24 protein-coding genes and 2 riboswitches are annotated in these 25,364 nt (G+C 71.4%); of the genes, 8 read left to right on the forward strand and 16 right to left on the reverse strand.

The genetic code is table 11. From position 1 onward, the window contains the following. Position 1: 1 nt before the first annotated feature. Positions 2–541 carry a TIGR00730 family Rossman fold protein gene (locus OG259_RS12985; protein WP_328942408.1) on the reverse strand — a complete coding sequence of 180 codons (540 nt, stop codon included), beginning with the start codon at positions 539–541 and terminating at the stop codon, positions 2–4. A 107-nt stretch (positions 542–648) separates the two neighbouring features. Here OG259_RS12985 and OG259_RS12990 point away from each other — a divergent pair, with 107 nt between their 5' ends. Then, positions 649–1,437 (forward strand): alpha/beta fold hydrolase, encoded by a 789-nt coding sequence (locus OG259_RS12990; RefSeq protein ID WP_328942409.1) that lies wholly within the window; start codon positions 649–651, stop codon positions 1,435–1,437. 59 nt (positions 1,438–1,496) lie between these two features. Here OG259_RS12990 and mnmA read toward each other — a convergent pair whose 3' ends face one another. Continuing rightward, entirely contained in the window at positions 1,497–2,636 is a 1,140-nt protein-coding gene (gene mnmA / locus OG259_RS12995) for a tRNA 2-thiouridine(34) synthase MnmA (RefSeq protein WP_328942410.1), read from the reverse strand. A 61-nt stretch (positions 2,637–2,697) separates the two neighbouring features. Between mnmA and OG259_RS13000 the strand changes: the two genes are divergently transcribed. Beyond that, the gene (locus OG259_RS13000; protein WP_328942411.1) at positions 2,698–3,357 is read left to right on the forward strand and encodes an N-acetylmuramoyl-L-alanine amidase; all 660 of its coding nucleotides are present in this window, start codon (positions 2,698–2,700) and stop codon (positions 3,355–3,357) included. A gap of 38 nt (positions 3,358–3,395) precedes the next feature. Here OG259_RS13000 and OG259_RS13005 read toward each other — a convergent pair whose 3' ends face one another. The 11 genes from OG259_RS13005 to OG259_RS13055 all read right to left on the reverse strand — a co-directional run bounded on the left by OG259_RS13005 (position 3,396) and on the right by OG259_RS13055 (position 15,672). Then, positions 3,396–4,559, reverse strand: coding sequence for a cysteine desulfurase family protein (locus tag OG259_RS13005; RefSeq protein WP_328942412.1), 1,164 nt, complete (start codon positions 4,557–4,559; stop codon positions 3,396–3,398). A 249-nt stretch (positions 4,560–4,808) separates the two neighbouring features. Next, positions 4,809–5,666, reverse strand: coding sequence for a thioesterase family protein (locus OG259_RS13010; RefSeq protein WP_328942413.1), 858 nt, complete (start codon positions 5,664–5,666; stop codon positions 4,809–4,811). Positions 5,667–5,690: 24 nt separating this feature from the next. Beyond that, complete coding sequence (locus tag OG259_RS13015) at positions 5,691–6,368, reverse strand: trimeric intracellular cation channel family protein (protein WP_328942414.1); 678 nt, start codon at positions 6,366–6,368, stop codon at positions 5,691–5,693. A 225-nt stretch (positions 6,369–6,593) separates the two neighbouring features. Continuing rightward, the gene (locus OG259_RS13020; RefSeq protein ID WP_328942415.1) at positions 6,594–7,709 is read right to left on the reverse strand and encodes an ABC transporter ATP-binding protein; all 1,116 of its coding nucleotides are present in this window, start codon (positions 7,707–7,709) and stop codon (positions 6,594–6,596) included. A gap of 8 nt (positions 7,710–7,717) precedes the next feature. Continuing rightward, on the reverse strand, positions 7,718–8,821 hold the full coding sequence (locus OG259_RS13025; protein ID WP_328942416.1) for an ABC transporter ATP-binding protein: 1,104 nt from the start codon (positions 8,819–8,821) through the stop codon (positions 7,718–7,720). Next, positions 8,818–9,816 carry an ABC transporter permease gene (locus OG259_RS13030; RefSeq protein WP_328942417.1) on the reverse strand — a complete coding sequence of 333 codons (999 nt, stop codon included), beginning with the start codon at positions 9,814–9,816 and terminating at the stop codon, positions 8,818–8,820. The genes OG259_RS13025 and OG259_RS13030 overlap by 4 nt, the downstream gene beginning before the upstream one ends. 114 nt (positions 9,817–9,930) lie before the next feature. Then, entirely contained in the window at positions 9,931–11,700 is a 1,770-nt protein-coding gene (locus tag OG259_RS13035; protein ID WP_328942418.1) for an ABC transporter substrate-binding protein, read from the reverse strand. A gap of 109 nt (positions 11,701–11,809) precedes the next feature. Continuing rightward, positions 11,810–12,838, reverse strand: a complete 1,029-nt coding sequence (locus OG259_RS13040) for an ABC transporter permease (protein ID WP_328942419.1) — start codon at positions 12,836–12,838, stop codon at positions 11,810–11,812. 361 nt (positions 12,839–13,199) lie between these two features. After that, positions 13,200–13,991, reverse strand: a complete 792-nt coding sequence (locus OG259_RS13045; RefSeq protein WP_328942420.1) for an enhanced serine sensitivity protein SseB C-terminal domain-containing protein — start codon at positions 13,989–13,991, stop codon at positions 13,200–13,202. A gap of 130 nt (positions 13,992–14,121) precedes the next feature. Then, positions 14,122–14,862, reverse strand: coding sequence for an enhanced serine sensitivity protein SseB (locus OG259_RS13050; RefSeq protein ID WP_328942421.1), 741 nt, complete (start codon positions 14,860–14,862; stop codon positions 14,122–14,124). 147 nt (positions 14,863–15,009) lie between these two features. Then, a complete protein-coding gene (locus tag OG259_RS13055; protein WP_328942422.1) occupies positions 15,010–15,672 on the reverse strand; it encodes an AAA family ATPase in 663 nt (220 codons plus the stop codon). A gap of 151 nt (positions 15,673–15,823) precedes the next feature. Further along, positions 15,824–15,923, forward strand: a riboswitch (glycine riboswitch). 1 nt (position 15,924) lies between these two features. Then, positions 15,925–16,036, forward strand: a riboswitch (glycine riboswitch). Between the two features lie 60 nt (positions 16,037–16,096). On the opposite strand from OG259_RS13055, the gene gcvT reads away from it, so the two are divergent. The 4 genes from gcvT to OG259_RS13075 all read left to right on the forward strand — a co-directional run bounded on the left by gcvT (position 16,097) and on the right by OG259_RS13075 (position 20,515). Further along, a complete protein-coding gene (gene gcvT, locus OG259_RS13060; RefSeq protein WP_328942423.1) occupies positions 16,097–17,221 on the forward strand; it encodes a glycine cleavage system aminomethyltransferase GcvT in 1,125 nt (374 codons plus the stop codon). 77 nt (positions 17,222–17,298) lie between these two features. Further along, on the forward strand, positions 17,299–17,676 hold the full coding sequence (gene gcvH / locus OG259_RS13065) for a glycine cleavage system protein GcvH (protein ID WP_266896931.1): 378 nt from the start codon (positions 17,299–17,301) through the stop codon (positions 17,674–17,676). A gap of 32 nt (positions 17,677–17,708) precedes the next feature. Beyond that, on the forward strand, positions 17,709–18,974 hold the full coding sequence (gene glyA / locus OG259_RS13070; protein ID WP_266896929.1) for a serine hydroxymethyltransferase: 1,266 nt from the start codon (positions 17,709–17,711) through the stop codon (positions 18,972–18,974). Between the two features lie 170 nt (positions 18,975–19,144). Beyond that, positions 19,145–20,515 carry an L-serine ammonia-lyase gene (locus OG259_RS13075; RefSeq protein WP_328942424.1) on the forward strand — a complete coding sequence of 457 codons (1,371 nt, stop codon included), beginning with the start codon at positions 19,145–19,147 and terminating at the stop codon, positions 20,513–20,515. A gap of 63 nt (positions 20,516–20,578) precedes the next feature. Here the strand turns inward: OG259_RS13075 and OG259_RS13080 are convergent, their stop codons facing one another. Both OG259_RS13080 and OG259_RS13085 read right to left on the reverse strand, forming a co-directional pair. Then, positions 20,579–20,821, reverse strand: coding sequence for a hypothetical protein (locus OG259_RS13080; protein WP_328942425.1), 243 nt, complete (start codon positions 20,819–20,821; stop codon positions 20,579–20,581). 160 nt (positions 20,822–20,981) lie between these two features. Then, the gene (locus OG259_RS13085; protein WP_328942426.1) at positions 20,982–22,310 is read right to left on the reverse strand and encodes an FAD-dependent monooxygenase; all 1,329 of its coding nucleotides are present in this window, start codon (positions 22,308–22,310) and stop codon (positions 20,982–20,984) included. A gap of 214 nt (positions 22,311–22,524) precedes the next feature. Between OG259_RS13085 and OG259_RS13090 the strand changes: the two genes are divergently transcribed. After that, entirely contained in the window at positions 22,525–23,514 is a 990-nt protein-coding gene (locus OG259_RS13090; RefSeq protein WP_328942427.1) for an ABC transporter ATP-binding protein, read from the forward strand. Beyond that, positions 23,511–24,344 carry an ABC transporter permease gene (locus tag OG259_RS13095; RefSeq protein ID WP_328942428.1) on the forward strand — a complete coding sequence of 278 codons (834 nt, stop codon included), beginning with the start codon at positions 23,511–23,513 and terminating at the stop codon, positions 24,342–24,344. Before OG259_RS13090 ends, OG259_RS13095 begins: the two co-directional genes overlap by 4 nt. Positions 24,345–24,424: 80 nt before the next feature. Here the strand turns inward: OG259_RS13095 and OG259_RS13100 are convergent, their stop codons facing one another. Next, entirely contained in the window at positions 24,425–25,354 is a 930-nt protein-coding gene (locus tag OG259_RS13100) for a thiopeptide-type bacteriocin biosynthesis protein (RefSeq protein WP_328942429.1), read from the reverse strand. Positions 25,355–25,364 lie beyond the last annotated feature (10 nt).

Below are 25,364 nucleotides of genomic sequence, written 5' to 3' on the forward strand. Positions count from 1 at the left end.
ATCAGCGGGCGGCGATGTTCGCCTCCAGGTGGGCGAGGGCCGCGGGGGCGTCCTCGGCGAAGAAGACGAGCTCGGTGAGGGGGATCGGGAGGAAGCCCTCCTCGTCCATCCGGCGGAACTGGGCCTTCAGACCGTCGTAGAAGCCGGCCGTGTTGAGCAGGACCACCGGCTTGGTGTGCTTGCCGTGCTTCTTCAGCTCCAGGATCTCGGTGGCCTCGTCGAGGGTGCCGGTGCCGCCGACCATGACCACGATCGCGTCGGACTTGGCGAGGAGGAGCGCCTTGCGCTCGGCCAGGTCCCCGGCGACGACCATCTCGTCCGCGTTCGGGCGGGCCTTGTGGGCGAGGAAGTCGACGGAGACGCCCACGAGCCGGCCGCCCGCCTCCTCGACGCCGTCGGCGACGACCTTCATCAGACCGGTGTCGGAGCCGCCCCAGACCAGGGTGTGGCCGGCCTTGCCGAGGAGCCGCGCGAAGTCGCGGGCGGGGGTCGTGTAGCGCTCGTCGAGGTCGGCCGCGGAGAGGAAGACACAGATGTTCATGGCCCCACCGTAGGCCGTGACCAGCGGCTTCGGCGCCGTCCGAAGTTCTTTCGGGAAATCCCGCCGGGCGCCGATGAGTTCCGGTGACGGGTCCGGTCTCACCTGCCATGGACGAGGTGAGCACCACGCTGAGCAGGGTTCAGGGACGGGTCACGTCACGGGACGGGACGCCGATCGCCTACGAGCGGTACGGGGACGGGCCGCCGCTCGTCCTGGTGAGCGGTGCCCTGGGGACGGCCGAGGGCGAGCGTTCGCTGGGCGGGCTCCTCGCCCGGCGCTTCTCGGTCGTGGCGTACGACCGGAGGGGGCGCGGCGGAAGCGGCGACACGGGGCCGTACGCGGTGGAGCGGGAGTTCGAGGACCTGGCCGCGGTGGTCGGCGAGGCCGGGGCGGGGGCCGCCCTGCACGGGGCTGGTACGGGGGGCGTGCTCGCCCTCGCCGCGGTGGCCGCGGGGCTGTCGGCGGGGGCGGTGTCGGTGTACGAGCCGCCGTACTCGGCGGAGGCCGCCGAGCGGTGGCGGCAGGTGGCCGCGCTGCTCGGCCAGGGCCGGCGGGCCGCGGCGCTCGACCTGTTCCTGGCGGACTCGGCCGTGCCCGAGGAGCTGCGGTTCGGGGTCGCGGACCTGGCCCGCACCCTCGCGTACGACATCGCCGTCCTGGGCGACGGGACGGTGCCGGAGCGGCTCCTCGCCCGGGTCCACGCGCGCGTCCTGGTGGTCGACGGGGGCGCGAGCCCGGCGGGGACCCGGCACGCGGCCCGTGCCGTGACGGGCGCGCTCCCCCGGGCCCGGCACCGCACCCTGACCGGCCAGACGCACGAGGTGGGCCCGCACGTCCTGGCCCCGGTCCTGGAGGAGTTCCTCACGGAGGACCGGGAGACCGCGGAGGCGGCCTGAGCGGCCCTCCACGGTGGGGCCTCGGGACCTGCCAGGAGGGGCCGGGAGGCCCGGGAGGACTACGCCGTCGCTGCCGCCGCGGTCGTCGTGCGGCGGGTCGTCGTGGCGATCGTGGCGGAGCCCACCACGCGCGTGCCGTCGTACAGCACGATCGCCTGGCCCGGGGCGACGCCGCGGACGGGCTCGGCGAAGGCGACCGTGAGCTCGCCGTCCGTCAGGGACGCCGTCACCTCGGTCTCGCCGCCGTGGGCGCGGAGCTGGGCGGTGTAGCGGCCCTCGCCCTCCGGCGCGGTGCCGCACCAGCGGGGCTTGATCGCGGTCAGGCCCGTGACGTCCAGGGCCTCGACGGGGCCCACCGTGACCGTGTTGTTCACCGGCGAGATGTCGAGGACGTAGCGGGGCTTGCCGTCCGCGGCCGGGTGGCCGATCCGCAGGCCCTTGCGCTGGCCGATGGTGAAGCCGTACGCGCCCTCGTGGGTGCCGACCTTCGCGCCCGCCTCGTCGACGATGTCGCCCTCCGCCTTGCCCAGGCGGGAGGCGAGGAAGCCCTGGGTGTCGCCGTCGGCGATGAAGCAGATGTCGTGGCTGTCGGGCTTCTTCGCGACCGCGAGCCCGCGCCGCTCGGCCTCCGCCCGGATCTCGTCCTTGGTGGTGAGGGTGTCGCCCAGCGGGAACATCGCGTGCGCCAGCTGCTTCTCGTCCAGCACGCCCAGGACGTACGACTGGTCCTTCGCCATGTCGGAGGCCCGGTGCAGCTCACGGGTGCCGTCCTCGTTCAGGACGACCGTCGCGTAGTGGCCGGTGCAGACCGCGTCGAAGCCGAGGGCCAGCGCCTTGTCGAGCAGCGCGGCGAACTTGATCTTCTCGTTGCAGCGCAGGCACGGGTTGGGAGTGCGACCGGCCTCGTACTCGGCGACGAAGTCGTCCACGACGTCCTCGCGGAAGCGCTCGGCGAGGTCCCACACGTAGAACGGGATGCCGATGACGTCGGCCGCCCGGCGCGCGTCACGGGAGTCCTCGATCGTGCAGCAGCCACGCGCTCCCGTACGGAAGGACTGCGGGTTCGCGGAGAGGGCGAGGTGCACGCCGGTGACGTCGTGGCCGGCTTCGGCGGCACGGGCGGCGGCGACGGCGGAGTCCACTCCGCCCGACATGGCGGCGAGGACGCGAAGGGGGCGCGGGGGCGGAGTCTGAGTCATAGCCCTACCAGGGTACGGGGCGCCGGGAACCGGAGTCGCGGTAGTAAGCGTTCTCGGTGTCATGGGGAGCAGGGCGAAGGGTTCGGACAGGCGGGTGGGGCGGCGCGCGGTGCTGCTCGGCGGCGGGGTCGCCGTGCTGGGCACGGCCGCGCTGGCCAGGGACGAGCTGGCGCGCGCCTGGTGGCGGCTGCCGGGGATGGAGAAGAAGCGGGTCGAGGGCGAGCTCGACCACCGGGCCGCCGAGTGGACCTCGGCGTCGCGGGCGAACTGGCGGCGGGCCGACCGGCCGGACGACTACCGGATCGACCGGGTCGTGATCCATGTGGTGCAGGGCAGCTACGCGACCGCGCTGAAGGTCTTCAAGGACCCCGGGCACGGGGCCGCCGCGCACTACGTGGTCCGCAAGGACGGGCATGTGGCGCAGATGATCCGGGAGCTCGACGTCGCCTTCCACGCCGGGAGCCGTGACATGAACGAGCGGAGCATCGGCATCGAGCACGAGGGCTTCGTGGACCGGCCGCAGGACTTCACGGCGGCGATGTACGCGGGGTCGGCGCGGCTGACGGCCGACATATGCGCCCGGTACGGGATACCCGTGGACCGGGAGCACATCATCGGGCACGTGGAGGTCGAGGGAACCGATCACACCGACCCCGGTCCGCACTGGGACTGGGACCGCTATCTGAAGCTGGTGCGGGAGGCGCCGAAGGCACGCGCGTGAGTGCCTTCCCTCCGGACGTCGGCCGAGGCGTCGGGACGTCAGCTGAGGCCCGCGGTCCTGGCCCGTTCCACGGCCGGGCCGATCGCGTCCGTGACCGCCGCGATGTCCTCCTTGGTGGAGGTGTGGCCGAGCGAGAAGCGCAGGGTGCCCCGGGCCAGGTCCGGATCGGTTCCGGTGGCGAGCAGGACGTGGCTCGGCTGGGCGATGCCTGCGGTGCAGGCGGAACCGGTGGAGCAGGCGATCCCGGCCGCGTCCAGGAGCAGGAGCAGGGAGTCGCCCTCGCAGCCGGGGAAGGTGAAGTGGGCGTTGGCGGGGAGCCGCTCGACGGGGTCGCCGCCGAGGATCACGTCGGGGACGAGGGCCCGGACGGCGGTCACGAGCTCGTCGCGCAGCGCGCCGATCTCGCGGGCGAACTCCTCGCGGCGTTCGGTGGCGAGCCGGGCCGCGACCGCGAAGGCGGCGACGGCCGGCACGTCGAGGGTGCCGGAGCGGACGTGCCGCTCCTGGCCGCCGCCGTGCAGCACGGGTACGGGGGTGTGCTCGCGGCCCAGGAGGAGCGCGCCGATGCCGTAGGGGCCGCCGATCTTGTGGCCGGAGACGGTCATCGCGGCGAGCCCGGACGCGGCGAAGTCGACCTCGACCTGGCCGACGGCCTGGACGGCGTCGGCGTGCAGCGGCACGCCGAACTCCGCGGCCGCGTCCGCGAGTTCACGGACCGGCAGGACGGTGCCGATCTCGTTGTTGGCCCACATGACGGTGGCGAGGGCGACGGACTCGGGGTCGCGGGCGATCGCCTCGCGCAGGGCCTCGGGGTGCACCCTGCCGTACCGGTCCACCGGCAGGTACTCGACGTCCGCGCCCTCGTGGGTGGCGAGCCAGTCGACGGCGTCGAGCACGGCGTGGTGCTCCACCGGGCTGGACAGGACGCGGGTGCGGCGGGGGTCGGCGTCGCGGCGGGCCCAGTAGAGGCCCTTCACGGCGAGGTTGTCGGCCTCGGTGCCGCCGGAGGTGAAGACGACCTCGCTCGGCCGGGCGCCGAGGGCGGCGGCGAGCGTCTCGCGCCCCTCCTCGACGGTCCGCCGGGCCCGCCGTCCGGCGGCGTGCAGGGAGGAGGCGTTGCCCGTGACGGCGAGGTGGGCGGTCATCGCCTCGATCGCCTCGGGCAGCATGGGCGTGGTCGCGGCGTGGTCGAGGTAAGCCATGGTGGGTCGATTCTACGAGCCCACGACGGCGGTCCCGGCGGGTGGCCGGTTTACGCCGCCCGGCACACCGGGGGCCGGGCGCGGCGGCACGGGTCCCGGAGCACTCCGAGGAGCCGGTCTCCGGTCGGCCGCGCCGGGGGCCGGGCCGTGGTCGCACCCGGCGCGGGACCCGCGTACGAGGCCCGGACCGGGGCCCCACGAGACCCGGCGTACCAGGCCGGACCGGGCCCTTCGCGACCCGGTCCTTCTTCAGCTGCGCGGTGCGCGGGCCAGTTGGCGGGACTGGGCCACCAGGCGGTCGGCGCTGTCCCAGACCTCCGCGTCCTCCTCCAGGAAGCCGCCGGCGAGGTTGCGGGTGGTGATGGAGACCCGCAGCGGGCCGGGGGCCGGGCGGCAGCGGATGTGGGTGGTGAGCTCGACGGTCGGGGTCCAGCCCTTGAGGCCCAGCTCGAAGGAGGTCGGCGGCAGCGCGTCGACCGTCAGGAGCAGCGACAGCGCGTCGGGCTCACGGCCGTCCGCGAGGCCGAACCACGCCCTCATCTCGCCCTTCCCCGACGGCGCGCCGATCGCCCAGCCGACACAGGCCGGGTCGAGCCGGAGGTCGAGCCGGTCGGCGATCGCCGAGGAGCCGGGGATCTGCGGCGTGGGGCCGTCCGAGGCGGAGAAGCAGTTCTCGATGGCGGCCATCGCCGGGGGCGTCGCGGTGGTGCGGACGTCGTCGGGGAGCGCGTCGAGGCTGCCGTACGAGGCGAGGACCCGGATCCGCTCGACCTCGGTGCCGTCCTCCGCGTACTGGAAGAGGGACGCCTGGCCGGTGGAGAGCGTCCGGCCGGTGCGTACGGTCTCGGTCCTGATCACCGCGGGGCCCGGCACGGACGGCGTGAGGTAGTGCGCCGAGATCGTGAACGGGTCGGAGTGCGGGAGGTGCTCGCCGAGGGCGCGGCCGAGCAGAGCGAGGAGGTAGCCGCCGTTGACCGCGTGGATGATCGTCCAGCCGGCGGAGAGGTCGGCGTCGTAGACACCGGGCTCGCGGAGGACGACGGCGGTGTCGCGGTCGAACTCGCTCTCGCGGGTCGTCGCGACGGGGATCTCGGTACTCGTGCTCATGGTTTCGACGGTACCCCAGGGTAGCTACTGAGCGGTAGCTTTTTCCGGTTCCTCGCGTGCGGAGGACCGCCGGTTCCAGGCGCGGGGCGCGCGCCAGTGGTAGCGCATCGCCAGCAGGCGGAGGACGAAGGCGGTGAGGACGGCGGCGCCGCTGGTCCACCCGTTGAGCATGTCGAAGCGGATGCAGAGGACGACCATCGCGGAGCCGACGATCGCTGGGACGGCGTACAGGTCCCGGTCCCAGCGCAGCAGCGAAGGGACCTCGTTGGCGAGCACGTCCCGCAGGACACCGCCGCCGACGGCCGTCGCGAGCCCCAGCGCGGCGGAGGAGGTCAGCCCGAGGCCGTAGTCGTACGCCTTCGTCGTACCGGTCACACAGAAGAGGCCCAGGCCGGCGGCGTCGAAGACGTTCACGGCGGTCTGGGTGCGCTCGACCTGCGGGTGGAGGAAGAAGACGAGACCCGCGGCGATCAGGGGCATGAGGAAGTAGCCGAGATCGGAGAAGGCGGCGGGTGGTACGGCGCCGATGACCAGGTCGCGGAAGAGACCGCCCCCGAGGGCCGTGACCTCGGCGAGGACGGCGATGCCGAAGACGTCGAAGTTCTTGCGGACGGCGAGGAGGGCGCCGGAGATGGCGAAGACGAAGATGCCGACGAGATCGAGGGCGTGTTGGACGGAGGGGGTGAACAGGTCGTGGAGCACCGACCAATTGTGCCGGTTGTTCCTGCGGGGGCTGCGGGGGCTCCCCGGTTCGGGGGCTCCGCCCCCGTGCCCCCGGGGTGGGTGCGGTGCGCCGGGGCAGGGGCGGGGTGGAGAACTCCCCCACCCCGCCCCTCCCGAAACCCTGACGGGGCCGGGGGCTTCGCCCCGAACCCCCGCACGCACGGAGGCCCCTGGTGCCGTAGGGCACCAGGGGCCTCCCCTGTGTCACGCCTTAGAAGCGTCGTCCTCGGCCGTGGGCTCCGCCACGGGCTCGGACGTCGTGGCCGGGGCCTCCGCCTCGGCCGGCTCCGGGGCCTTCGTGATCTCCACCGACTCCCTCGCGCCCGGGATCGTCAGGGACTCCGCGTTCTCCGGGTGGTGGCAGGCCACTCGCTGGCCCGGACGGAGCTCCACGAGCGGGGGCTCCTGCGTCTTGCAGAGGTCCGTGGCCTTCCAGCAGCGGGTGTGGAAGCGGCAGCCGGGGGGCGGGGCGATCGGGGACGGGACGTCGCCGGTGAGGAGGATGCGGTCGCTCTTCGCGCCTCGGCGGCGGGGGTCCGGGATCGGGACCGCCGACATCAGGGCGCGGGTGTACGGGTGCATCGGGTTCTCGTAGAGGGACTTGCGGTCCGCGAGTTCCACGATCTTGCCGAGGTACATGACCGCGATGCGGTCCGACACGTGCCGGATGACCGACAGGTCGTGCGCGATGATCACGTACGTGAGGCCGAGCTCCTGCTGGAGGTCGTCCAGGAGGTTGACCACCTGGGCCTGGATGGAGACGTCCAGGGCCGAGACCGGCTCGTCCGCCACGACCAGCTTCGGCTTGAGCGCGAGCGCGCGGGCGATGCCGATGCGCTGGCGCTGGCCGCCGGAGAACTCGTGCGGGTAGCGGTTGTAGTGCTCCGGGTTCAGGCCGACCAGGCCGAGCAGGCGCTGGACCTCCTTCTTCACGCCGCCTTCGGGCTCCACGCCCTGGAGCTTGAAGGGGGCCGAGACGATCGTGCCGACCGTGTGGCGCGGGTTCAGCGAGCCGTACGGGTCCTGGAAGATCATCTGGATGTCCCGGCGGAGCGGACGCATGCCCGAGACGCCGAGGTGCGAGATGTCCGTGCCCTGGAACTCGACCGTGCCGTCGGTCGGTTCGAGGAGCCGGGTGATGAGCCGGCCCATCGTCGACTTGCCGCAGCCGGACTCGCCGACGACACCGAGGGTCTCACCGGGCAGGACCTCGAAGTCGATCCCGTCGACCGCCTTGACCGCGCCGGTCTGGCGCTGGAGAAGGCCCTTCCTGATGGGGAAGTGCTTCTTCAGGCCGGTGACCTTGAGCAGAGGTTCCATGTTGTCGCTCACAGTTTCGGCGCAATCTCTTCGGTCCAGATGCGGGTCCGCTCCTCCTGCGGCATGTGGCAGGCCGAGAAGTGGCGGTCCCCGGCCAGGGCCAGCTCCGGCCGCTGGGTGCGCGTGATGCCGCCCTTGGGGACGTCCGCGTACGGGCAGCGCGGGTTGAAGGCGCAGCCGCTCGGGATGTTGATGAGGCTGGGCGGGTTGCCCTTGACCGGGATGAGCCGCTCGGTCTGGTCGCGGTCGATCCTCGGCATCGAGCCGAGCAGGCCCCAGGTGTAGGGGTGCTGCGGCTCGTAGAAGACGGACTCGGCCGGTCCACGCTCGACGCAGCGCCCGCCGTACATGACGAGGATGTCGTCGGCGAGCTCGGCGACGACGCCGAGGTCGTGGGTGATGATGACGACCGCGGAGCCGAACTCCTTCTGGAGGTCCCGCATCAGGTCGAGGATCTGCGCCTGCACGGTCACGTCGAGCGCGGTGGTCGGCTCGTCGGCGATGAGCAGCGCGGGGTTGTTGACGAGCGCCATGGCGATCATCGCGCGCTGGCGCATGCCGCCGGAGAACTCGTGCGGGTAGTTGTCGAACCGCTTGGCGGGCTCGGGGATGCCGACCCGGTCGAGGAGTTCGACGGCCCGCTTGCGCGCCGTCTTCTTGTCGACGTCGTTGTGGACGCGGTACGCCTCCACGATCTGGTTGCCGACCGAGTAGTACGGGTGCATCGCGGACAGCGGGTCCTGGAAGATCATCGCCATGTCGCGGCCGCGCATCCTGCGGACCTCGTCCGGGTCGGCCGTGAGCAGCTCGCGCCCGTCGAGCCAGATCTCGCCGGAGATGCGGGCCTTCTGCCGGCCGTACTGGCCGACGGTGTGGAGGCCCATGATGCCGAGCGAGGTGACCGACTTGCCGGAGCCGGACTCGCCCACGATGCCGAGGGTCTTGCCCTTCTCCAGCTGGAAGCTGAGACCGTCGACCGACTTGACCAGACCGTCGTCGGTCGGGAAGTGGATCTTCAGGTCGCGCACGTCGAGGAAGGCGTCGGAGGGGGCGGACCCGGTGGCGACGGGTTCTCCCACCGCCGCGCCGGTCTTCGTCAGCTTGTCCGTCATGCGAGCCTCACTCGGGGGTCGATCACGGCGTACAGCAGGTCCACGACGAGGTTGGCGATGACGACGCAGGCCGCGGTGATGAGGGTGACGGCCAGGATCAGCGGCAGGTCACGCTCGCTCACGCCCTTGATGGCGAGGCCGCCGAGGCCGTGGAGGCTGAACGCGGTCTCGGTCAGGATCGCGCCGCCGACGAGGGCGCCGAGGTCCATGCCGAAGATGGTCAGGATGGGGGTCATGGTGGAGCGCATGGCGTGCTTGCCGAGCACGACCGACTCCGGGAGGCCCTTGGCCCGTGCGGTGCGGATGTAGTCCTCGCCGAGGACCTCCAGCATGGTGGCGCGGGTGAGCCGCGCGTACATCGCCGCGTACAGGAAGGCGAGGGTCACCCAGGGCAGCAGCAGACCGCCGAACCAGCCACCGAAGGACTCGGTGATCGGCACGTACGAGGCGTTGAGCCAGCCCAGTTGGGTGCGGAAGACCAGCATCGCCAGCATGGCGGTGAAGAAGATGGGCAGCGAGACACCGGCGAGCGCGGTGATCATGGCCGCGCGGTCGATGATCGTGCCCCGCTTGAGCGCGGAGACGACTCCCGTGGAGACACCCAGGATCAGCCAGAGCACAGCGGCGCCGATGACCATGGAGAGGGTGACGGGGAAGGCGTCGACCAGCATCGACCAGACGTCCTGCTCGGTGCGGAACGAGTAGCCGAAGCAGGGCATCGCGCAGTGGATGGTGTCGCCACCACCGGTGTAGTCACGGCCGACGAAGATGCCGGAGACGAAGTGCCAGAACTGCACCAGGATCGGGTCGTCCAGGCCGAGCTTCTGCCGGATGGCCTCGATGGAAGCCGGATCCGCCTGCTTGCCGACGAACATCGCGGCAGGGTCGCTGCCGGTCATCTTGGGGATGAGGAAGAAGATGCTGAGCGTCACCAGAGTGACGACGAGCAGCATCACGACGACTGCGAAGAGTCGCCGGACTATGTATGCAAGCATGCGGTCGGCCGGTCGGCGGCCGGGGATCCCGATCGGGTTCCCCGGCCGCCGCCCTCGGCCATCACCTGCCCTTCGGACCTGGCGGCGGGTGTTGCGCCGGTGAAGCGGGTCGGATTACTTGACGACGCCGAGCGACGCGTAGTCGTAGCGGCCGTTGTAGGCGTCCGCCGTGTAGACGTTGGTCAGCCGGGAGCTGCGCCAGATGATGTTCTTCTCGTGGGTGAAGGGCAGGTAGACCGCGGCCTCCGACACCTTCGTGTTGATCTGCTTGTAGAGCTCGCCGGCCTTGACCGGGTCGGTCTCCTTCAGCGCCTGGTCGAACAGGCCGTTGACGGCCTTGTCGTTCAGCTCCGAGAAGTTGTTGTTACCGCTCTGGAGGATGAAGCGGCCGTCGACCAGCGGCTGCAGGAAGCCCTGACCGGTCGGGAAGTCGGCGCCCCAGCCCATGATGATGATGCCGTAGCCCTTTTCCTTGACGACCTTCGGCGAACCGATGATGCCGGACGTCTGGGCGCCGTCGAACTGGTCGATCTGGGCGTCGATGCCGACGGCCTTCAGCGACTGCTGGAGGGACTCGGCGGTCGCGATCTCGATCTTCTTGTTGTTGCGGACCGCGATGGTGGTCTTGAAGCCGTTCGGCTTACCGCAGTTCTTCAGTGCTTCCTTGGCCTTGGCGAGGTCCGGCGCGCCGCCGAGCTTGCCGTACGGGTCGGCCTTCGGGTCGGCACCCTTGATCGCCGGCGGGAGCATGTTGGAGGCGATGTCGCCACCGGCCTGCGGGCCACCACGGGCGGTCTGCAGCGACTTGGAGTCGGCCGCGTAGATGATGGCCTTGCGGCACTCGATGTTGGGGATGACCGTCTGCGGGAAGACCGCGTAGCGGATGAAGCCCGTCTGCGGGTTGTCGACGTTGCCCTTGTGCTGCTGGAGCACCTTCTGGCGGGCGGAGGCGCCGACGCCCGTCGCGTTGATGTCGAGGTCGTACTCGCCCTCGACCAGACGGTTGTCCATGTCGTCGGCGTTCGTGGTGAACGTGACGCTGATCTTGTCCGGGAGCGCCTTGCGGACGGTGTCCGTCTTGGCGTCCCACTTGTCGTTACGGACAAGCTTCATGGACTTGTTCGGCGTGTACGACTCCCACTTGTACGGGCCGGAGGAGAACACGTTCAGGCCGTACTTGGCCTTGGTGTCCTTGTCCTGGCGGACCGGGGAGGCGGCGGGCATGGCCAGCATCTGCAGGAAGTCACCGTTGGCGACCGGCAGCTTGAAGATGATGGTCTTGTCGTCCGGGGTCTCGATCGCCTTCAGGCCGAGCTTGTCCGCGGAGGTGTCCTTGTACGGACCCTTGTACTCGCCCTTGGGGTCGAGCGTCTGCTGGAGGTAGATCGGGCCGCCGGAGATGACGTCCTGGGCCCAGATGCGCTCGATGCCGTACTTGATGTCCTTCGAGGTGATCGGCTTGCCGTCCTGCCAGGTCACCCCGTCCTTCAGCGTGAAGGTGTAGGTCAGGCCGTCTTCGGAGACCTTGCCGGCGTCGGTGGCGAGGTCCGGGACCAGCTCGGTGGAGGCCGCGCCCGGCTCGCTCTTGAAGGTGACCAGCTGGCGCGTGTAGTAGCGCTGGAAGTCCCAGACGAAGCCGTAGTAGCCGCGCTGCGGGTCCCAGTTGTCGGCCTCCTGCGAGCCGATGAACTTCAGCTCGCCGCCCTTCTTGGTGGAGGCGTTGGCGACCTTGTTCACACCGGCGTTGAAGCCGGGCGCACCGCCCTTGCCCTTGTCGCCGCTGCCGCCGTTGTCGCCGCCGCAGGCGGTGGTGACGACCATCGTGGCCGCCGCGAGCAGCGCGCCCGCGGCGATTCTGCGCCTCTGAGAGCTCATCAGAGTCATGGGTCTCGCAACCTCCGGATAGTGGCGGCCGTAACGGCGGTCCGCCGATTGGGGATGAGCCTCCTGTCGACAGCGGCAGGGGCGGGTCTTGCGGGTCGTCGGCGAACGGTCAGCGGGAGCCCTTCGGGTCCAGCGCGTCACGCACGCCGTCGCCGAAGAGGTTGAACGCCAGAACGGTGATGAAGATCGCGAAGCCGGGGATCACCATGAACAGCGGGTCCGACTCGTAGGTGGTGATGGCCGTCGACAGCATCTGTCCCCAGGAAGCGGTGGGCGGCTTCACACCCGCGCCGAGGAAGCTGAGCGCCGCTTCGGTGAGGATGTTGGTGGGGATCATCAGGGTCGCGTAGACCGTGATCGGGGCGATCAGGTTGGGCAGCAGCTCCCGGCGCAGGATGTAGAGGCGGCCGGCGCCGAGGCTCTGGGCGGCCTCGACGTACTCGCGGTTGCGCAGGGAGAGGGTCTGGCCGCGGACGATGCGGCCCACGTACGGCCAGCCGAAGAAGCCGATGACGATCACCAGGGCGGCGATGCGGACGCCCGAGCCGTCGAGGCCGAGGAGTTCGTTCGGCAGGACGGAGACCAGGGCGATCGTGAAGAGCAGCTGCGGGAACGCGAGCATCACGTCCATGACCCGGCTGAGGGCCGCGTCGATCCAGCCGCCGAAGTAGCCGGCGATGATGCCGAGGATCGTGCCGAGGACGACGGCGAAGACCGCCGCGAGGAAGGCGACGAGCAGCGAGATCCGGGCGCCGTAGACGATGCGGCTGAAGACGTCGCGGCCGTTGACGGGCTCGACTCCGAAGAGGAAGTCCGAGCTCACACCGCCCCAGGAGCCGATCGGGGTACCGAAGAGCGGGTCGATCTGGTCCTCGTGGAACTCGTCCGGCGGGTGGCCCAGGAGGCCCACGATGACCGGCGCGAAGATCGCGACGAGGACGAGGAAGACGACGATGAAGGCGCCCGCGAGGGCCAGTTTGTCGCGCTTGAGGCGGGTCCAGGCGATCTGCCAGGGCGAGCGGCCCTCGATCGCCTTGCCGACGGTGCCGGTGGTGTCCGGGGTGCCGGGTGCGTCGGGCGCGCCATCGACGGTGTCGGTCGACTCGCCCGCACTCTTCTCGTGCAGTGGTGCCGTCATCGTGGTGAGGACCCCTCTCGGCCGCCGGTAGCCGGCCCTTGCCCGCCGCGGGTAGCGGCTCGGTGGAACAACTGCTGGGCACCTGCTCGAAAGGAGCCGAACACCCGGTGTTCCGGGGAGTCTTCAATGCGCTTGTGATCACCCGCCAGCCCTGACGAGGAATGTTTGCTCAAACGTGATGCGGTGCTGCGACTTCCGTTATCCGGACGCCTCGATCACGTGAGCGGACCATCTCGGGGCCTCTTCCCCCTTATCGGACATGTCCCTCAACCGGGCGTTCCAGGTGCTGAATTAGGGCGAACGAAAGCCTCCGGAGCGAACTCCGGAGGCTGGCGGGGCGGGACGCGAGAAGGGATGCGTCTCAGTATCCGGACGGTGCCGGCGGCGGGTACCCGTACCCGGGAACGGCCGCCGCACCGCGTCCGGCGTGTGCCTCGCGGTCGTAGAACGGGCGCCCGTTCGCCCGCAGCCAGAGGGCCACCGGGTCGTACGCGTCGGAGAGGGCGACCGTCGAGACGGGCAGTCCCTCGGGTACGGCTCCGATGGACTGGCGCATCATCGCCCGGACCGTGTCGACGGCCGCGGGCGAGGTGTCGTACAGATCGAGGCCGATGACGAGGTACGGGGAGCCGAGCGCGGGCTGCACCCAGCCGCGGCGCAGCGCCCGGACGGCCGGGGTGCGGTGCGCGTTCTGCGTGAGCAGGGCGTAGAACTGCGGGATCTCCAGGCTGGGCTCGGTGACCCGCAGCGGTCCCGCCGGCATCCGGTCGAGGCCGGTGGCGATCCGGCGCAGGTCGGCCCAGGGGATGCCGAGGCCGCCGCCGGGGGCGTGCGGATTGAGCCAGATGCCCCAGCGGTCGGGGTAGAGGGCGCGGGCGATCTCCCGGCCGGTGACGAGCTCGTGGGCGCGGTGCCAGCCGGAGGCGGCGAGTTCCTGGGCGGAGGTGACGCAGGGCGCGTAGCCGAAGCCGTCGACCTCCATGTTCCCGTACTGGGCGTCGGACGAGCCGGGCGAGCCGTGCCAGAGCAGCATCCAGAGCTCGCCGTCGGCGAGGGCGTGCAGCAGCTGCTCGTACGCGTCGTAGCGTCCGGGTGCCACCTGGCGCAGCATGTGCTCGACCTGTCCGGTCGCAGCGGTGCCTGACGCGCTCACCCTGTGTCCCGCCCCTCTTCCGTCACCACGTCTGTTCCGACGTACGTCCTGGCCGACGTCCGTCCTGTCGACGCCCGTCCTGCCGACGTCTGTCCTGCTGTCGAGAAGTTCAGCTTAAACAGGCCACCGGTCACACGGCGGCGCGCTGGTAGAAGGGACGCACCCGCTCCAGCATCCAGTCGCCGACCGGGTCCTGCGCCATGTCGAGCAGGATGAGGTTGACGGGCCAGGCGCACTCGACGCGGCCGAGGGCGCGGCCGAGGGCGTCGAGGGGCGCGTTGCGGTCGACTCCGTCCCAGCCGGCGAGCTGGACGCCGACGAAGAGGGCGGGTTCGGTGCCCTCGATGCTGGCGAGGGCGCGGCGGGCGGTGGTGACGACGCCGGTGGCCTCGAACTCGGCGGAGGCGGCGGCGAGGAAGTCGACGGGGTCGTCCTGCCAGTCGGGCTCGAAGAGACGGACGCGGCCGCCGCTGGCGGGGCCGTCGAGCGGGGTGCGGCCGACGCGGCACAGCTCCGCGACGGCCGGCGGGGGCAGCGGGACGCCGACGGTGCCGCCGGGGTTCACGGCGATGCCTAGCTGCGGGGGCAGGCCGCGGGCGAAGTCGCGGGCCGGCGCGACGGTGAACGACATGTGGTTGCCGACACAGGCGAGGAACTGCGCCTCGGAGCTGAAGACGGGGACGTACGCCGCGCCGTCGATCTCCATGGTGGCGAGGTCGAGGTCGGTGCTGTCGGGTCCGCCGCCGTTGGGCAGCGGCACCCAGACCGGGCTGCGGCCGAGCACCTCGACCAGGCGGGCGCCCGCCGAGGGGTTGCCGAGGGAGGCGGCAAGGACCTCTTCGAGCTCATTGCCCGGCCACGTCACGTCCACGGTCCCGTTTCCCCTTCTCGCACGGCCTGCCGTACCGGCCGCCCCGGCAGCACCCTAACGCCGCCCCGGCACCGCCGTGGCCAAAAGGCAAGGGTACGAGCGCACGCCGGAGCGCCACCCGGGAGGTGCTCTCCTCGGGCGGTCCCGTCAGACGGCCTCGCGGAAGCCGATCTTCCGCAGGAGGTCCGCCGCGTCCCGGTCGAGCAGGGTCACGGAGGCGCAGCCGTGCGGCAGGCGGCCGGACTCGGCGGCCCGGACGAGCCGGCCGACGGCCCGCCGGTGCCGGGCGAAGGCGTAGGAGGAGACGCCCCGGCCGCGGGTGCGCTGGCCCTGGCGGGCGGTCCGGGGGGTGACGTCGAGGAGGATCAGGTGCAGGGCCCGGCCGCGTCGGCGGGCCTCCCGGGCGAGCCAGCCGCGCACCCAGGACTGGGTGCCGCAGTCGTGCACGATCACCCCGGCGCCGGAGCGCAGGGCGCGCCGGAGGCGGGCGTAGTGGGCGAGCCGGACCAGGGGCCGGTAGAGGGCGTACGGCAGGAGGCGGGGCATGCGGGCCTCCCAGTGCTCGCGGGTGTCCTGGGAGTCGATGCCGCCGCCCTCGGCGGCGCGCTTCATGAGGGTGGACTTGCCGCTGCCGGGCAGCCCGGAGACGACCACCAGGTCGCCGGCGGCGAAGGTGAGGGCGCGGGGGCCGCGGCCGCCGCGCTCGCGCAGGTCGCGCAGGAGCCGCCCGCGGCCACGTGTGCGGGCGCGGGCTCGCTGGGACGGTATGCCGGTACTCGACGCGTATGCGCCGGTGTGCTGGATCCTCATCGCTTCTCCCCCTGCCGGGCCTGGGAAGACCCTTGCCCACAAAGTGTAAAGAAACGGTAATGGGACACAAGCGATGTGCCCCGTCGAGCTCGCGTGCAATGATGTGCGCGCCAGGCGCGCACAGTCGCCACACAATCGCATACCGGCCGCTCGAATCCGCGCGGGAGAGTTCCGGACCGCACGTCGTGTCCGGACGCCGAAGGAGCAAGACCCTCCCTTGAATCTCTCAGGCCCCGTACCGCGCGGATGAGGCAGATCTGAAAAGCGGGACACCCTGCCGTGTCCCCACCCAAGGTGCAAGCCGATCTCTCGGTGACGAGATGCTCTCGGTGAACCTCTCAGGTTCCATGACAGATGGGGAGGACGTCCTCGCCCGTCATGTGTTTCGTCACCGATCACGCCCTTGGGACCCGGGAGCCACCCCATGAGCACTGCCCCCCGTCTGACCGCCCTCGACGCGACTCACCGTTCGCTGGGCGCGACCATGACCGACTTCGCCGGCTGGGACATGCCGCTCCGGTACGGCAGCGAGCGGGACGAGCACATCGCCGTCCGCACCAAGGCGGGTCTCTTCGACCTCTCCCACATGGGTGAGATCACCGTCACCGGTCCGCAGGCCGTCGAACTCCTCGACCACGCCCTCGTCGGCAACATCTCCACGGTGGGCGTCGGCCGGGCCCGCTACACGATGATCTGCCAGGAGGACGGCGGCATCCTCGACGACCTGATCGTCTACCGCCTCGGCGAGACGGAGTACATGGTCGTCGCCAACGCCTCCAACGCGCAGATCGTCCTGGACGCGCTGACCGAGCGCGCGGCCGGCTTCGACGCCGAGGTGCGCGACGACCGTGACGCGTACGCCCTGATCGCCGTCCAGGGCCCGGAGTCCCCCGGCATCCTGAAGTCGCTCACCGACGCCGACCTGGACGGTCTGAAGTACTACGCCGGCCTGCCCGGCACGGTCGCGGGCGTGCCCGCGCTGATCGCCCGTACCGGCTACACCGGCGAGGACGGCTTCGAGCTGTTCCTGAAGCCCGAGCACGCCGAGGGCGTCTGGAAGGCGCTGACCGAGGCGGGCGCCCCGGTCGGTCTGATCCCCTGCGGTCTGTCCTGCCGTGACACGCTCCGCCTGGAGGCGGGCATGCCGCTCTACGGCCACGAGCTGACCACCGCGCTCACCCCCTTCGACGCCGGTCTCGGCCGGGTCGTGAAGTTCGAGAAGACGACCAACGAGGGCCGCTTCGTCGGCCGCGAGGCGCTGGAGAAGGCCGCCGAGCGCGCCGAGACCGCCCCGCCGCGCAAGCTCGTCGGCCTGATCGCCGAGGGCCGCCGGGTCCCGCGCGCCGGCTTCTCCGTCGTCAAGGACGGCGTGGTGATCGGCGAGGTCACCTCCGGTGCCCCGTCCCCGACCCTCGGAAAGCCGATCGCGATCGCGTACGTGGACGCGGCGCACGCCGAGCCCGGCACCCAGGGTGTAGGTGTGGACATCCGCGGCACCCACGAGGCGTACGAGGTCGTGGCGCTGCCGTTCTACAAGCGCCAGAAGTGACGCATCCGTCTCACTTCGCGTCTCACCCCGCAAGACCCACGTTCATCAGCACTCACCCAATCCTGGAGAATCAGGCCATGAGCAACCCCCAGCAGCTGCGCTACACCAAGGAGCACGAGTGGCTGTCGGACGCCGAGGAGGGCGTCTCGACCGTCGGCATCACGGAGTTCGCCGCCAACGCGCTCGGTGACGTCGTCTACGCCCAGCTCCCCGAGGTCGGCTCCACGGTCACCGCGGGTGAGACCTGCGGCGAGCTGGAGTCGACGAAGTCCGTGAGCGACCTGTACTCCCCCGTCACGGGCGAGGTCGTCGCCGCCAACCAGGACGTGGTGGACGACCCGTCGCTGGTGAACACGGCTCCGTTCGAGGGTGGCTGGCTGTTCAAGGTGCGCGTCACGGGTGAGCCGGACGAGCTGCTCTCCGCCGACGAGTACACCGCGTTCTCCGGGAACTGAGACCGGGCCCGAGACCCCTTAGGGATCGATTCATGTCGCTTCTGAACACTCCCCTCCACGAGCTGGACCCCGACGTCGCCGCCGCCGTCGACGCCGAGCTCCGCCGCCAGCAGTCCACCCTCGAGATGATCGCCTCGGAGAACTTCGCTCCGGTCGCCGTCATGGAGGCGCAGGGCTCCGTCCTCACCAACAAGTACGCCGAGGGCTACCCGGGCCGCCGCTACTACGGTGGCTGCGAGCACGTCGACGTCGCCGAGCAGATCGCGATCGACCGGATCAAGGACCTGTTCGGCGCCGAGTACGCCAACGTCCAGCCGCACTCCGGCGCCTCCGCGAACCAGGCCGCCCTCTTCGCGATCGCCCAGCCCGGCGACACGATCCTGGGTCTGGACCTGGCGCACGGCGGTCACCTCACCCACGGCATGCGCCTGAACTTCTCGGGCAAGCAGTTCAACGTGGTCGCGTACCACGTGGACGAAGCCGGTCTGGTCGACATGGCCGAGGTCGAGCGCCTCGCCAAGGAGCACCGCCCGAAGGTGATCATCGCGGGCTGGTCCGCCTACCCGCGCCAGCTGGACTTCGCCGAGTTCCGCCGGATCGCCGACGAGGTCGAGGCGTTCCTGTGGGTCGACATGGCCCACTTCGCGGGTCTGGTCGCGGCCGGTCTGCACCCGAACCCGGTCGAGTACGCGGACGTGGTGACCTCCACCACGCACAAGACGCTCGGCGGCCCCCGCGGCGGCATCATCCTGGCGAAGAAGGAGTTCGCGAAGAAGCTGAACTCCTCGGTCTTCCCCGGCTTCCAGGGCGGCCCGCTGGAGCACGTGATCGCGGCCAAGGCCGTCTCCTTCAAGGTCGCGGCCTCGGAGGAGTTCAAGGAGCGCCAGCAGCGCACCCTGGACGGTGCCCGCATCATCGCCGAGCGCCTGGTCCAGGACGACGTCACCGCCCACGGTGTCTCGGTCCTGTCCGGCGGTACGGACGTGCACCTGCTCCTCGTCGACCTGCGCGACAGCGAGCTGGACGGCCAGCAGGCCGAGGACCGTCTCCACGAGGTCGGCATCACGGTCAACCGGAACGCCGTTCCGAACGACCCGCGCCCGCCGATGGTCACCTCGGGTCTGCGCATCGGTACCCCGGCGCTCGCCACCCGCGGTTTCCAGGCCGAGGACTTCACCGAGGTCGCCGACATCATCGCGGAGACCCTGAAGCCCGGCTTCGACGCCGAGAAGGCCGAATCGCTGAAGGCCCGGGTGACGGCGCTCGCCGACAAGCACCCGCTGTACCCCGGCCTGTAGTAATTTCGTACCCTTTCGTTCGTACGGACCTTCGGGGCACCGCGCACACTGGACAGTGAGCGCGGTGCCCCACCCCATGTCCCCGCGCCGTACCGCACGCCCTTCTTCTCCGCGCTTTTCTGCTCCACCCCGGCAGACAACGGCGTCTAGCCCCCACAAGGAGTCCTCCCGTGGCCATCTCGGTCTTCGACCTGTTCTCGATCGGCATCGGCCCGTCGAGCTCCCACACGGTGGGCCCGATGCGCGCGGCCCGGATGTTCGCCCGCCGCCTGAAGAACGAGGGCCTGCTCGCCCACACCGCGAAGGTACGGGCGGAGCTGTACGGCTCCCTCGGCGCGACCGGCCACGGCCACGGCACCCCGAAGGCGGTCCTCCTCGGCCTGGAGGGCAGCTCGCCGCGCACGGTGAACGTCGAGACGGCCGACGACGAGGTCGAGCGGATCAAGTCGAGCGGCCGGATCAACCTCCTCGGCGCGCACGAGATCCCCTTCGACTTCGACGCCGACCTGATCCTGCACCGGCGCAAGGCACTGCCGTACCACGCCAACGGAATGACGATCTTCGCGTACGACGCGGAGGACGCCCTGGTCCTGGAGAAGACGTACTACTCGGTCGGCGGCGGCTTCGTCGTCGACGAGGACGCCGTCCAGGGCGAGAGCCCGATCGTCCCGGACGACACCGTCCTGAAGTACCCCTTCCGTACGGGCGACGAGCTGCTGCGCCTGGCGAAGGAGACCGGCCTGTCGATCTCCGCGCTGATGCTGGAGAACGAGAAGGCCTGGCGGACCGAGGACGAGATCCGCGAGGGCCTCCTGGAGATCTGGCGGGTCATGCAGTCCTGCGTCTCACGCGGCATGTCGCGCGAGGGCATCCTGCCCGGCGGCCTGAAGGTCCGCCGACGCGCCGCGAACCTGGCCCGCAAGCTGCGCTCCGAGGGCGACCCGAAGATGCACGCCATGGAGTGGATCACCCTCTACGCGATGGCCGTCAACGAGGAGAACGCGGCGGGCGGCCGGGTGGTCACCGCCCCGACGAACGGCGCGGCCGGCATCATCCCCGCCGTCCTGCACTACTACATGAACTTCGTGCCCGGCGCCGACGACGAGGGCATCGTCCGCTTCATGCTGGCGGCGGGCGCGGTCGGCATGCTCTTCAAGGAGAACGCCTCGATCTCCGGCGCCGAGGTCGGCTGCCAGGGCGAGGTCGGCTCGGCCTGCTCGATGGCGGCGGGCGCCCTCGCCGAGGTCCTCGGCGGCACCCCGGAGCAGGTGGAGAACGCGGCCGAGATCGGCATGGAGCACAACCTGGGCCTGACCTGCGACCCGGTCGGCGGCCTGGTCCAGATCCCGTGCATCGAGCGCAACGGCATGGCGGCGGTCAAGGCCGTCACGGCGGCGAAGATGTCGATGCGCGGCGACGGCAGCCACCTGGTCTCCCTCGACAAGGTCATCAAGACCATGAAGGAGACCGGCGCGGACATGAGCGTGAAGTACAAGGAGACCGCGCGCGGCGGTCTCGCGGTGAACATCATCGAGTGCTGAATCGGTTGTTCACGTGAAAGGCCCGTGCCGGCCGGCGAGCGCCGTCCGGCACGGGCCTTTCGGTCAGTAGCGCACCCAGAGGACGATCACGTCCGGGCGGGTCGAGGTGAAGGGCTCGCAGAAGAAGATCGGGCCCCAGATCTGGTAGCCGGCCTGACCGGCGGCCTGGCATTCGGCGTACGAGGCGTGGTGGCTGCGGGCGTAGAAGCCGGGGCCGGGTGCGGCCTCGGCGGTGCCGGCGGTGCCGAGCGCGAGGGCCCCGGCGGTGGCGGCGGTGGCGAGGGCGGCTGCTGTGCGGCGGTACATGGCATGTCCTCCTGAAAACGCCGGGATGCCCCGGCGGAGTGCGTGACGATGCGATGTGGTGCGGTACGTACCGGCTGCGCAGCCGGGGACGAACGTACCGTCGCGGACAGAGCCACACAATAGGTCTAGGCCAATGCGTCAGGTCTCGTCGGCGTGACCGTCACGCCGGGGTCGGCACCACGCTCCGGCCGGTTTCGTGGGCGTAGAGCATCGCCCGGTCACGAAGGGACGCGTGGACCGCCATGCGGGCGTCGCGGCGGCGCTGGGCCGGGCCGTCGGGGAGGTGGAGGATGCCCGCGTTGCCCCGGGAGCCGCGCTGGATCTCGGCCGTGCGGGGGATCCGCAGCGCCTGGTAGCGGTCGAGCCGGGCCGCGGTCGTCGACGGCGCCGGGTCGGCCAGGCAGGCCGCCAGGTCCATCGCGTCCTCGACCGCCTGGTTCGCGCCCTGCGCCATGAACGGCAGCATCGGGTGCGCCGCGTCACCGAGCAGGGTCAGCCGACGCGAGGACCACACGTCCAGCGGCGGGCGGTCGTGCAGCGCCCACTGGAGGGTCGTCTCCACCGCGCCCACGACGTCCGCGACCAGACCGGTCCAGCCGCCGAAGACCCGCCGCAGCGCCTCCGGGTCGCCCGGCGTCGACCAGGACTCGCCCGGGGACTGCGCCATCGGCACCGTCGCCGCGAAGCTCAGGTACTCCCCCGCCGCGACCGGGTAGCACACGAAGTGCCCGCCCGGGCCGAGCCAGAGGCGCACCAGAGGCGCGCGGGCCGCGTCCGGGAGCCGGTCCACCGGCACCAGGCCCCGATAGATGCCGAGCCCCGAGAACTCGGGCTCGTCGCGCCGGAAGGCCTCGCGGACCGTGGAGTGGATGCCGTCGGCGCCCACCACCAGCTCCGCCCCGCGGACGGTTCCGTCCTCGAAGGTCAGCCGTACGCCGTCACCCGGCTCCGCCGGCTCCGTCTCCCGGGCCTCGCCGAGGCGCTCGCCCAGCTTGAGGCTGCCGTCGTCGACGAGCGTGAGGAGCGCGTCGTGGAGATGCGCCCGGTGCACCGCGTAGTAAGGGGCCCCGAACATCCGCTCGCACTCCGCGCCCAGCGGCGTCCGGGCGATCGGCCGCCCGCTCCAGCCCCGTACCTCCATGGCCTCGATCGCCACCGCCCGCTCGCGCAGGGCCGGGCCGAGGCCGAGCCGTAGCAGCGGCCTGACCGCGTTGGGCGAGAGCTGGACCCCCGCCCCCACCTCCGCGAGCCGCCGCGTCTGTTCGTACACCGTGTACGGAATGCCCATGGAGGAGAGCGCACCGGCCAGCGTCAGACCGCCGATGCCGGCGCCGACCACCGAGACGTGCGGCCGCTCCTCCGCTCCCCACTCGTCCAGATCCCCGAACCGCACCTTTGAGACCGCCTTCCGCGTCGCTGCTGTGTCGGCACCGTCGGCGTCGCCGGCCGCGGTCTCCCGCAGCCCGGCCGTCCGCCGCACCCCGAGCATGGGCGGCCCACCGGCCCCGGGCAACGCGGGTCACGCCCCCCTCTGACAACTGTCGCGGCTTCCATGACGTCCGTCACCGCCGCCCCCGCGCGCCCGCTCCGGGCCGGTCCCCCGCACCTAACGTCGAGGCGGCGCCCGGGAGTCCGACCGCGGGCGACGACCCCACGACACCCCAGACCGGGAGGCACACAGTGACACGAGCCGAGGGACCGCGGTGACCGCCGCGGTGGCCGTGGAAGGCCTGCAGAAGCGGTACGGCGACCACGAGGCCGTGCGAGGCGTCGACTTCAGCGTCGCGGAGGGCGAGATCTTCGCCCTGCTCGGGCCGAACGGCGCCGGCAAGACCACCACCCTGGAGATCCTCGAAGGCTTCCGGGAGCGCGACGGCGGGCGGGTCGAGGTCCTCGGCCGCGACCCCGGCGTCAAGGCCGACGGCCACTGGCTGCGCGGCCAGGTCGGCCTCGTCCTCCAGGACATCGCCGTGGAGCCCTATCTGTCGGTACGGGAGACCGTGGCCCGCAACGCCGGGTACTACCCGGACCCGCGGAACGTCGACGAACTGCTCGACCTCGTCGGCCTGGACGAGAAGAAGGGCGCCAAGGTCAAGGACCTGTCCGGCGGCCAGAAGCGCCGGCTCGACCTGGCGCTCGGCGTCGTCGGCCGGCCCAAGCTGCTGTTCCTGGACGAGCCGACCACCGGCTTCGACCCGAACGCGCGCCGCGGCGCCTGGGACGTGGTGCGCAGTCTGCGCGACGACGGCACCACCATCGTCCTCACCACCCACTACATGGACGAGGCACAGGCCCTGGCCGACTCGGTCGTGGTCATCGCCGAGGGCCGGATCGTCGCCTCGGGCACCCCGGACACGCTGGGCGGCCGCGACAGCGCCCAGACCCGGATCCGCTTCGCGCTGCCGACGGGCGCCGCGCTCGCCGACGTACCCCTGTCGGTGAGCGATGTGGAGGACGGCCTGGTGACGGCCGAGACGACCGAGCCGACGGCCGCGCTGCACCGGCTGACCGGCTGGGCCCTCGACCGGGGCACGCCGCTGGACCGGCTGACCGTCGAGCAGCCCACGCTCGAGGACGTCTATCTCAGCCTGACCAGCGAGTACGTACAGCAGGAAGCCTCCTCGCCGTCGTCCGCACGGGAGCGCAAGGCACCCGCCGGACGAGGGCGCCGACCCGGACGGAGCCGCTCATGACCACCCTGATCCCCCCGACCACCGAGACCGCCCCGGCGGCCTCGGCCAAGCGCGGCGCGGACGTTCCGCGCGCGCGGAATCCGCTGGCCCTGCTGGGTCATCAGATCCGTTACGAGCAGCTGTCGTTCTGGCGCAACCCGCAGTCGATGGTGTTCACCTTCGTCCTGCCGATCGTCATCATCGGCATCTTCGGCGCCGTCTTCAGCGGCAGCGAGGGCCAGGACTTCTTCTTCGGCCTGACCGGCATGCAGTACTACACGCCGGTGATCGCCGCCGTGTCCGTACTCGGCGCCTGCTACGGCCAGTTGGCGATCGTGCTCGCGATGCGTCGGCAGACCGGGGTCCTCAAGCGGCTGCACGCCACACCGCTGCCCGCCTGGGTCTACTTCGCCGGTCTGCTCGTGCACTGCGTCGTCGTCAGCATCGTGGACGTCGCCCTCGTCTTCGGCATCGGCGCGCTCTACGGCGTCGACCTGCCCACCCACTGGGGCGCGGTCCTGCTGACCCTGGTGCTCGGCGCGGCCAGCTTCTGCGCGCTCGGCGTCGGCGTGGCCTCGCTGATCAAGAACTCCGAGGCGGCCCCGGCCGTCGTGCAGTTCATCCAGTTCCCGCTGGTCTTCATCTCCGGCAGCTACTTCCCGATCCACGCGGAGCTGCTCAACACCATCGCGGGCCTGCTGCCCGTGAAGCCGTTCAACGACGCGATGCTGGCGCTCTTCACCCAGGACGCCGGCTTCCAGTGGCGGGACCTCGCGGTCCTCGCCGCCTGGGGTGTCATCGGCGCCCTGATCGCCGTCCGTTCCTTCCGCTGGGACCCGCGCCCCGAGTGACAGCCGGGAGCGCACCACGAAAAGGCCCGACCGGGAAACCGGCCGGGCCTTTCGCGATCCCCGTGGGGGGGAGCTCGGGGTCAGACGTTCTGCGGTACGGGGGTGTTCGCCGGTACGGGGAAGGCGTGGGCCAGGACCGCGTACGTGCGCAGCTCCTCCAGGAGGCTCAGGCCGAGCCGGTTGTGGAGCATGTGCGCGTGCGAGAAGAGGACCATGCCCGGATGGGTCGGGGACTGCTCGCGGATCTCGGCCGCGTGGGCGGCGATCCGGGTGTGCCAGCCGGCGAAGGGGCCGTGGGCGCCCGGGTCGAGGGTCACCGCCCCCTCGACCCGGGTGATCGTGTCGAGGAGCTCGGCCGGGTGGCCGGCCTCGGCGGCCCAGGCGCGCCAGGCGCCGAGGCCGTGGGCGTAGTAGTACGCGCGTTCCGCGGGGTCGCCGAGGGCGGCGGCGACCGCGAGGGTGCCGCGCAGGGCGAGCACGGCCCGCTGCCGCTCGCTGCTCACCTTGGGCAGGGCGGCGAGGACGAGGGTGCTGGACAGGGTGAAGAGGGACTCGGCGGCGGGCATGAGCGCCTCGCCGCCGTAGCGGTCGAACTCCGGCTCGTAGACGGCCGGGTGGACGCCGGGGGGCAGCAGGGCCTTCACGGAGGTGTTCTCGCCGGTCTCGCCCGCGGCGGCGAGCCGCTCGGCCCCGCTGCGGTAGGCGGTGGGGTCGAGCGGTTCCTCGCCCGGGGCGGGTGTGCCGGCGACGGCCAGGCGCTCGGCGAGGGCGGCCTCCACGCGCGCGCGTGCGGCGGTGTCGAGGTCACCGACGCGGAGCCGGAGGTGGGGGCCGGACTGCCAGTAACGGATGAAGAACCACGGGGTGCCGGGGCCGAGTTCGCGGACCGTGGGCCCGATGACATCGGTGACGACCCGGTCGTGTGCCGACCGGGCCGTCGTGCCGAGGTGGAGGTGCCAGGCGGTCCAGTCGGTCCGCCTCGGGGTGGGTGACGACAGGGTCGGGGTCACGGGGACGCTC

It is taken from the genome of Streptomyces sp. NBC_00250 (genome assembly GCF_036192275.1).
Lineage (GTDB): Bacteria > Actinomycetota > Actinomycetes > Streptomycetales > Streptomycetaceae > Streptomyces.